Genomic DNA, 8725 nt, shown 5'->3' on the forward strand with positions numbered 1-8725 from the left:
TCATGCCTGATACGGGCAGTGTTGATGACGAATCGCTGCGTAACGCCGCAGCCGAGGCGCTTGGGCTGCTCTACGAGCGCAATCCCGACATCGACGTCTTCAACCTCACGAACGCGCAGATTCACGACATCATGGCTATCACCATAGCCAACGATGTATGCAATCGCATGGACCTGCAGCTCGGGCAGACCTACGAACGGCTAAGGCACGACCCGCAGCAAGTGCAGCTGTTTCGGAAGGACATGCGGGAGTACGTGCAGTCGGAAGTTCTCGTCGTCATGGAGCGACTAGGTGGAGCGGGGGTCGACCCCCAACGGCTCTCTCGTGAGGTTCTGCGGTCTGCAATGGAGGTGTTCGCATCATGATGAAAGTGCTGTGCACGTCCGTCGATCACTTACCTGCGACGCTCGTAGATGGCGAGCGTGCGTTCACGCTGTTCAGAAGCGCCAAGCGCGCCGGCGTTGGAACCATTGCGCAGGGATGGCGCGGGTCGTTGAAGCGCAAGGGATTCGCTCCGAGCGCTCAGGCCTGGGATTTCGTGCAGTTCTGTTTGTCGGTTTGCGCAGCGGACCTTTGCTGTTTGCGAAGCACCAGTGCGGACGGCTGGACGCGAACCATTGAGCTCACGGTCGGTTTGCACGAACCCCTTCGGTGGGCACCGTGGAAGGCCCACGTCGAAGGGATGTTGAAGTTTCTGACAGGGGACTATTGGACGCTTCATTTCGTCGAGGGCGGGGTTGCACCTCCGAACGGAAGACCACAGCCGCTGGCCCACGACTGCATCTCCCTGCTGTCAGGCGGTCTCGACAGCCTTATAGGGGGCATCGACCTCGTGACCGGTGGGCGCCGGCCAGCGTTCGTGTCGCAGTTGGCCCATGAGGATTCCGAACGACAACGTCGGTACGCCACGCTCCTCGGGGGCGGTGCCACTCACATGCAGTGGAGCCATGGCATTAGCTTTTCCGGTAGTCGCGAGCCCTCAACGCGTGGCCGGTCGCTGGCGTTCTACGGGTTCGCCGTGATGGCGGCGTCCAAGATTGCCGGTCGGCCAGTGCAGGTCTTTGTCCCCGAGAACGGCTTCATCTGCATCAATCCGCCCCTAGTACCTGGACGTGTTGCCAGTCTCAGCACGCGCACGACGCACCCGCTATTTATTGCAAAGCTGCAGGAGTTGGTCGATGGGCTGGGCATCGGTGTGCGGTTCGAGTTGCCCTACCGGTTCAAGACGAAGGGCGAAATGCTTCGCGAATGCGCGGACCAAGCCTTGCTTGGCACCGTCGCTTCAGACTCTACGAGTTGCGGCCGCTTCCGAACCTACAACCGCACGCACTGCGGCCGCTGTGTTCCCTGCATGATTCGACGGGCAGCGTTCCTCGGCTGGGGCACCAGTCATGACAGGACTACATATGCCTTCCCGTCGCTTGTCGGCTCCGACAAGTCGAGCGGCCCGGACGACCCGATGGCGGCAGTCCTGGCTGTGCTATCTGTGCGTGAACAAGGATTGGACCGATTCCTTGGCGCCACGCTGGCATTTGCGACGGCTGGCGAGCGGGGGGACTATCGCCGGGTGCTCCAAGCCGGTCTTGGTGAACTGGAGGCGTTGCTCCAAGCTGACGGACTGCTGTGATGGACTTTCACTGTCACCTCGACCTCTACCCTGGAGCAAGGGATGTCTATCGCGAGGCCGCTCGGCGTAATGAGTTCACCTGGTTGGTGACCACGAGTCCGAAGGCGTTTGCGGCTACGTCGCGGGTGCTGGAGCCCTTGCCCTCAATACTTATCACGCCGGGACTCCATCCCGAGATCGCCCACGAGCGCGCTGCAGAGCTGGACCTACTGCTAGAGCAGATTGTTAGGGTCAAGGCTGTGGGTGAGGTGGGCCTTGATGGATCGCCGCGCTTCAAAGCTCACTACGAGGTTCAGCGCAGGATTTTCGAGGCCGTTATCGCACGTTCTGCGGAGTTGGGTGGAAGAACTCTTAGCATCCACTCCCGTCGCGCCGTCAGGGACGTCTTGGCTGAACTCAAGCGACACCCGAATTTCGGAACGGCGGTAATGCACTGGTTCTCCGGGAGCCCTGCTGAACTGAAGGCTGCCGCGGCGCACGGGTGTTGGTTCAGCATCGGTCCGGCGATGTTTGACTCCGCGAATGGCCGAGCATTGGCAGAGGCGATGCCGCGCGACCGCGTTGTACCGGAAAGCGACGGGCCTTTTGCCACGGTCGCGGGCAAACCAATCATGCCCTGGAGTGCCCACCGAACCGCCGAAGGCCTAGCTCCTCTATGGGGCCTTTCAACTGACGAGGCAGCTGAAGCACTTGCCAGAAACGGACGCACGCTCCTGCGCGCAATGGACTTAGGTTAAGAACACCCCCTCTGCTGCCTACCCCTCGCACCTTGGGTTCATTCGATCTTCTCCGAGATTATTGATCCGGCATCATCAAACTTGAATCACGCAGCATAGCTGACAGGCCCATGCTCGAAGTACTTTCGAATCCGCTCAGGTTGGCTCTGATACCTCGGCTTCGAACTCAGTGCATATTTCGGACCAATTCCGCCACTACAGTCGGCGACGCCGACAGCGAAGTCACGGACTCCGCCAGTCGTGATCGCTCTTCCGTATGCGATCAATTGACTACGCCCTGACTCTGAGGCCATGTCCATGTGCGTGAACACCATGGCGAGCTTTCGGGTCAGACCAGAGTTGGCAATGCTCTCCAGTGCTTTGCCGGCAGCATAGTTTGTCAACCCAGTCTTTGCGCTGCCCACCAGCAGGATGACGTCTCACCGAGGGGCCCGCAGCGAGGAGGGGAATGTGAAGGTTGATGCCTCAAAGATAGACCAAGGTGCAAATACGCAATTCAGTGCATATTTTGAAGTGTCGGTAGCAATAGAATGAGAAGTTGCCGATTTACTCACTCACACACCTGCATTTTTTGGATTTGACCTCATATAAGGATTCGAGTCCCTCCGGGCAGGCCACTGTTCATCGGCATCGTGACGCTTTCGGGGAATTTCCCGGGAAATGAGCGATTCAACCTTGCCCATTTCGACTGTGGTCTGCGCTCCGTCGATCCACTTTGGGCTGCCCCAGCCAAGTGGCTGCAGCCCTTGGTGTGATGGGCGTCACGAGACTGCCACATTTCGAGGCATTGAAAGGGTTCTCCCAGGGGGACGTGCTCTTTGCAAAGGCTTTGCCAACAGGCTTATCCACAGCTTGCGGGGATAAGGTGGCACCCACGAGCAGCTGAGCCTTACCTGCGGGTGTACTGCTCCAGTTGCAGCATTTCCTTCTTGTGCTGTTGAATCTCAAGATGGATCTTGTGTTGCTCAGCCATCGGCATCAGACCGGCACTGGTGAGCTTTCCTTCAAGGACTTGAATCTTGCTCACCAATTCCTTGATGCGACCAAACGGTGTGATCATGAGGCGCCCTGCTAGTGGTGATTGCCGATGTGCATGATGCGCTTCTCGGTAACTCGCTATCGCGATATGCGATGCCATGCAGGGGTCTATTTCGAGGGTTCACAGTGCGCCGAGCGGTGCGATGTGCCGATTTCTCACATCGTGCCAAGTAGTCACCGCAAAAAGCAGAAACCCGCTTGCGAGGGGCGAAGCGGGTTTCAGGTTCCGCGATGGCGCCCATCGGCAGGACGTATCGACTCTATCGGCGCGATGTTGCTGGATCGTTTCAGCGAACGCCATGCCGATGTAAAGCACTCAAGTTGTTGTCACACGATTCTCACTTGTGTCGCCCGTACAGATCGCCAGTGTCGGGCTTTGTTCTTTGAGCTGTTTATGCGCCGCTGGCGTAGAAGAACTCCTCACGCACGATCTTGCCGTTCTCGACTGTGTACAGCGCAGCCTCTTCCATTTTGATTCTCTGACCTGATGGCTTGTGCGTCACGTCATATTGAAAACCGACGATGAAGCGGTCACCATTTGGCCAAGGGCCGGTCACTGCGGCCGAATGAATCTCGTGGTTGTCCACCCACCATTGGCTCTTGGCCTGCAACGCGGCGAGCCCCTTGACTTCCCTGTTCGCACCAGGGGGCGCAAAGGCTTCGACGCTGATGATTTCATCGGAATACAGCGCCTTGGCTTCGGCGTTTTTGCCCTGCTTGCAAAGTTCAACCAGCGTGTTTGCAATGTCGCGTGTGTTCATGGCAATTCCCTTGTTTGTGTGTCGGCAGCACGGGTCGACGACGAAGTGTAAGTCTGGGTTCTCGCCGCACAGTTTTGGAGATGTCAGTCAGCCAAGTGCGCCCTTGATGGCTCCGAGCACGCTACCAAATGCATCACCTTGCGCTACCTGACCATTCGGCGTCATCTTGTCGATGACCGCAGGCAGCAACTGTGACAAGTGGGTAGAGACATCTTGAGTCGAAATGCCCAGCTTTTGAGCGATGGCTTGAATGTGTTCATTCCCGAGCACTGACTGCAACTGTTCCGGGCTGATCGGCAGGTTCTGGCCGGTGCCTACCCAAGACGACATCACACCACCAAGGCCTTGCTTTTCGAATGCCTGGATCAGCCCTGTGACGCCACCGATTTGGGGATTGTTCAGCATCCCGGAGACGGCATCGAGCAGCCCAGCATGATGCTCTGAGTTCGCGTTAGACAAAGCGCCGAGCACTTCTCCTGCAATCGAATCAAACAGTCCCATGGCATACCTCCTGGAAAGAAAAGCGAAAGCCATCCGTAATGGGTGACCGGAGCTGCCAGTGTATGCCGGCGAGTGTTGCCATCCAATTCAATCGTCGCAGTGTCAAGGAACCGTATCCAGCCTCCGGGCGTCACGTTCATGCACACAAGGCTGACATCTCCAGCGGGCTGGTGTAGCGAGCACCTTTGGGCATGTGCAAGGCCGCCGTGCGCCTTTGGCCATGGCCATCCGTGTAGATGACTTTGAATAGATAGTGGCCGTCTTCCACGTCAGACAAGGCGATTTCGGTGATGTTGGCGAGGGGCACTTCCCAATGCTTCGCGGCGACTCGCGCACCTTCTTCAGCGGCGGCTCGCCAGTGAACTTCGTCCAGCGCGGGGCGTTGCGTATCACTCAGGGTTGCGTGGCGCTTTGACATCCCCGCAACATCGGCGTGAGCGGCGGCCGACTTGAGGGGCGAGGGCTGCTGCTGCTTACCATTTCAGGGATTTCGCCATGTGTTTTCTGGCGTCAAACTCTAATACGCTCAGTTAGACTGGCTCTTGAATAGACCCACACATTCCTTCTGGGAATCGCCCTTTGCATGTTTGCCTCTCTCAAGCGACTGATAGGTTCTGCCCCGGCTTCCCGTGACGAAGGGGTAGTTCTGGGCGCATGGGCGAAGTCCGAAGGCTTTGCGTTCAAGCGCGTCAAGGACAAGACGGGCGGCGGTTACGTTGTCGAGACCAAGGAAGGCTGGCGTGTCGAGTGGGGCGGCTCCCAGCGCTCTTACATAGCCGGGCAGGAGTTGCGTTTCCGCTGCGACACAGGTTTGCCTGGCGATGTGCAAATGGTGATGCTCAGCCGTGTGCTGGCGCAACTGTTGGAGTCGGAGGTCTTCAGCAGCTTCACCAACGCCATGCAGACGCAGATAGACAACACGCTGCCTGACGAGATGCGTTGGCTGGCCATGCATCCCAAGGTGTCCTTGAGTGCGGCGGCCGTGCTGGCCAAACGGTTCGTGCTGCTGGCCAATGCTGAAACAGTGGCCCAAGCCTGGCTCGATGCCGAGATGGTGCGCGCACTGGAAGAAGCCGCTACCACCTGGTGGACGGATAGTCTCCTGCTGGTGTTGACCGTCAATCGCGGCATGTTGACCTTGCGCATGCCCGGGCAACCCCTGGAGCCTGGCCAGCTGCACATGGTGGGGCAACTGTTTTCCGTCATCGCCAGGCGGATGCGGGAAGTGGCCAACGCGGGAGCTTGATGCCCCGGTTGGCCTCTTGGCCCCGTGGTCTGCGGCCGCTGCTCAGCGGCGTTTGCCCTGCAGGAACTGATCAATGGCCTGGCCAGCTTCCGGGCGCGTCAGGTTGACCAGAAAGTGTTGCTTTTCGGCTTCCAGGTGAGGTCGCAGAGGACGGTCTGCGTCGTTCACCAGTTCCTTGACACTGGCCAGTACACCTGGCGCCACTTGTGAGAGCTGCTCCGCCAGCGTCATGGCCTGCTCCAGCGTCTGTCCGGCGGGCGCCAGCCGGTGCGCCAGGCCCAGAGCCAGCCACTGCTGCGCTGATTGCTGTTCGCCCAGCCACAGCAACTCCAGCGCCTTGCCTCGTCCCAGCGCCCGGGCCAGGTGCCAGCTTGCGCCACCGTCGGGTGACAGCGCGACCTTGCTGTAAGCCATCACGAAGCGCGCCGATTCAGAGGCCACGATCAGATCGCAGGCCAGGGCCAGCGACACACCGCCACCCGCCGCGACGCCTTCTACTGCCGCCACCACGGGTTTGGGAAAGCTGCGCAGTGCTTCTATCCACTGATGGAAGGCCTCAAGATTGGCGCCTTGCGTTTGCAGGTCATGCTGCCTGTTGTGGGACAGGCGCAGCAGATCGCCGCCAGCGCAAAAGTGATCGCCCTCGCCAGTCAGCACCACAGCGCCAACCTCCGGATTGGCTTCCGCCATGTTCAGCGTTTCAACCCCGGCGGCGTACACCTGCGGTGACAGGGCGTTGCGGGTGGCTGGGCCGGACAGGGTCATGACCAGCGTGTGGCCTCGTCGTTCAGTCTTGAGTTCGGTTGTCATGCAGGGAATCAGGGCTATCAGCGTACTGTTGTCAACAGGTTGCAAGCGGCAAACAGGTGCCATTCTCCGGTGCTTCCCACAGCATGGGAAACCAAACCTTCATGCTAGAGTGAAAACTTGGGCCTCATGATGCACCGACATGAATAACTTTAAGCGGGTATCGGCGGCGGTTTCAGCTGGTATGACGCTGTTGTGTGCCTCAGGTGCCTCATACAGCCTGGGATTCGGTCAGCCAAGCAGCCGCGCCATTTTGGGTGACACCCTTCGGGTCACCATTCCTTTGCGCCTCGAGGCAGGCGAAGAGATCGCCAACGAATGCACGGCCGCCGATGTGTATTTCGGCGATGAAAAAGTGCAGGCCAAGGCTATCTTCACTGAAGTGATGCCGGGCGCCACAGCCGAGCGTGCCGTTTTGCGGGTCAGCACCTCGGCTTTGATCAACGAGCCCGTTGTCACGGTTTACCTCGCCGCTGGTTGTAAGTCACGCATCACTCGCAAGGTGGTGGCCTTGGCAGATCCTCCTGGTTTGAGCATGGCTGGCAATGAGTCGGCCGCAACAGCTGATGTGGGCGAGGTCGTTCAGTCCGCTTCCTTGCCTGTTGCGCAGGTGATCAGTCCGCCCGGGGTGTTGTCTGCGGCCATGGCTGGTGCCCAGCCTGGCAGCGTTGGACGAGGTACGTCAAAACGGCGTGGCGGCAAGCCTGGCGAGGCTGCTTCTCCCTTGGAGAAGGCACCCAGCATGGTGGTCAATCACGTGATGGCTTCCAGCGAAACTGCGGGTGCTTCTGCGTCATCTGGCGTACCGATCAACACGGCATCGTCGACCAGCAAGCGCAAGGCGATCAAGTCGAGCGCAAAGGCCTTGGCATCCGTTGCAGGCGGCGGGTCTCGTTTGCTGCTGGATCCGGTCGAGGCCGATGCGATGTTTGCGCCCTCGTTGCGCATGTCGCCCACGATGGGCTCTGCAGCCAGTGCGGAAGATCAGTCACCCGATGTACTTTTGCGCCGTCAGGCTGCTGCAGCGCTGTGGTTGGCCATGAATGCCACGCCGGAGCAACTGGCAAGAGATCATCAACGCCTGCAGGATCTGGAGCAGCGCTTGGCCCAGCTCAAGCAGGATGGCGAAAAATCCAGCCAGGTGGTGGCGGCCTTGCAGGCGCGTGCCATCAAGGCCGAGTCTGCGCACGGCGGTGCCTGGTTGTATGGTGCCGGCCTGCTGGCTTTTGCCGGGCTGGCGCTGTCTGGATATTTGTACAACCGGCTGAGGCAGGAGCGCCAGCGTCAGGCGGTTTGGTGGCAGGCGCAGTCTCAACTGCCAAATGACGAGCAGGACGAGGCCAGCGAGCCAGTCATGGCGCAGACGCCAGCCCAGTTTGTGCACGCGCCCGGCGAGCGTCACGAGCCTGTGCCGGTTGAGCCGGTCGCCTATGTCGCGCCAGCAAAAGCGGTCACAGTCACAGCTGCCAACATTCATCAGCATGTGCCAGACGTGGCACCCGCTGGCATGCAGCTGTCGCCTCTGGTTGAGCCGCGCAATGAGCCCTTGCGGGAAGTTTCGGTTGAAGAGCTCATCGATCTGGAGCAGCAAGCCGAGTTCTTCGTGGTGCTGGGGCAGGATGATGCCGCGATCGATCTGCTGGAAGGCCATGTGCATCACACGACGGGTGCCAGTCCCTTGCCCTTCCTCAAGCTGCTGGAAATCTACCGCCGAGTGGGCAAGCGCACCGAGTACGAGCGTGTGCAGTCCGTGTTCAATGCGCGCTTCAATGCCTATGCGCCTTCATGGGATGCCGATCTGCAGCAGGGCCATAGCCTGGCTGATTACCCCGGCGTGATTGATCGCCTGCAGGCGCTGTGGGCCTCCCCGAACAAGGCCATGGAGGTACTTGAGCGCTCCCTGACCAGGCCTGACAGCAGTGAAGACACTTTCGAGCTGCCTGCCTATCGCGAACTGCTGTTTCTCTACGCCGTGTCGCGCTCAGCCAGATCGCGCGCCACGGCGTAG

Annotated in this window: 9 protein-coding genes and 1 pseudogene; 5 read left to right on the top strand and 5 right to left on the bottom strand. The window is 59.7% G+C overall.

Annotated features, from left to right (window positions below):
* The 3 genes and pseudogenes from EPO09_RS10055 to qatD all read left to right on the top strand — a co-directional run.
* A pseudogene (locus tag EPO09_RS10055) lies at positions 1-365 on the top strand (hypothetical protein); the annotation flags it as partial.
* Positions 362-1627: a Qat anti-phage system QueC-like protein QatC gene (qatC, locus tag EPO09_RS10060; RefSeq protein ID WP_290642693.1), complete on the top strand. Its 1266-nt coding sequence runs from the start codon at positions 362-364 to the stop codon at positions 1625-1627. The pseudogene EPO09_RS10055 and the gene qatC, both read left to right, overlap by 4 nt.
* Complete coding sequence (gene qatD, locus EPO09_RS10065) at positions 1627-2364, top strand: Qat anti-phage system TatD family nuclease QatD (protein ID WP_290642695.1); 738 nt, start codon at positions 1627-1629, stop codon at positions 2362-2364. The genes qatC and qatD overlap by 1 nt, the downstream gene beginning before the upstream one ends.
* A gap of 889 nt (positions 2365-3253) precedes the next feature.
* Here qatD and EPO09_RS10070 read toward each other — a convergent pair.
* The 4 genes from EPO09_RS10070 to EPO09_RS10085 all read right to left on the bottom strand — a co-directional run bounded on the left by EPO09_RS10070 (position 3254) and on the right by EPO09_RS10085 (position 5082).
* The gene (locus EPO09_RS10070; protein WP_290642697.1) at positions 3254-3502 is read right to left on the bottom strand and encodes a hypothetical protein; all 249 of its coding nucleotides are present in this window, start codon (positions 3500-3502) and stop codon (positions 3254-3256) included.
* Positions 3503-3794: 292 nt separating this feature from the next.
* Positions 3795-4163, bottom strand: a complete 369-nt coding sequence (locus EPO09_RS10075; RefSeq protein WP_290642699.1) for a nuclear transport factor 2 family protein — start codon at positions 4161-4163, stop codon at positions 3795-3797.
* 87 nt (positions 4164-4250) lie between these two features.
* Positions 4251-4664 (bottom strand): YidB family protein, encoded by a 414-nt coding sequence (locus tag EPO09_RS10080; RefSeq protein ID WP_290642701.1) that lies wholly within the window; start codon positions 4662-4664, stop codon positions 4251-4253.
* A 136-nt stretch (positions 4665-4800) separates the two neighbouring features.
* The gene (locus EPO09_RS10085; protein WP_290642703.1) at positions 4801-5082 is read right to left on the bottom strand and encodes a hypothetical protein; all 282 of its coding nucleotides are present in this window, start codon (positions 5080-5082) and stop codon (positions 4801-4803) included.
* Positions 5083-5247: 165 nt separating this feature from the next.
* On the opposite strand from EPO09_RS10085, the gene EPO09_RS10090 reads away from it, so the two are divergent.
* On the top strand, positions 5248-5910 hold the full coding sequence (locus EPO09_RS10090; RefSeq protein ID WP_290642705.1) for a hypothetical protein: 663 nt from the start codon (positions 5248-5250) through the stop codon (positions 5908-5910).
* A gap of 42 nt (positions 5911-5952) precedes the next feature.
* On the opposite strand, the gene EPO09_RS10095 is transcribed toward EPO09_RS10090, so the two are convergent.
* A complete protein-coding gene (locus EPO09_RS10095) occupies positions 5953-6720 on the bottom strand; it encodes an oxepin-CoA hydrolase, alternative type (protein WP_290642707.1) in 768 nt (255 codons plus the stop codon).
* 139 nt (positions 6721-6859) lie between these two features.
* Here EPO09_RS10095 and EPO09_RS10100 point away from each other — a divergent pair, with 139 nt between their 5' ends.
* Entirely contained in the window at positions 6860-8725 is a 1866-nt protein-coding gene (locus EPO09_RS10100) for a hypothetical protein (RefSeq protein WP_290642709.1), read from the top strand.

The sequence above is a fragment of the Aquabacterium sp. genome (genome assembly GCF_004297345.1).
In the GTDB taxonomy this organism is placed as follows: Bacteria; Pseudomonadota; Gammaproteobacteria; order Burkholderiales; family Burkholderiaceae_C; genus Aquabacterium.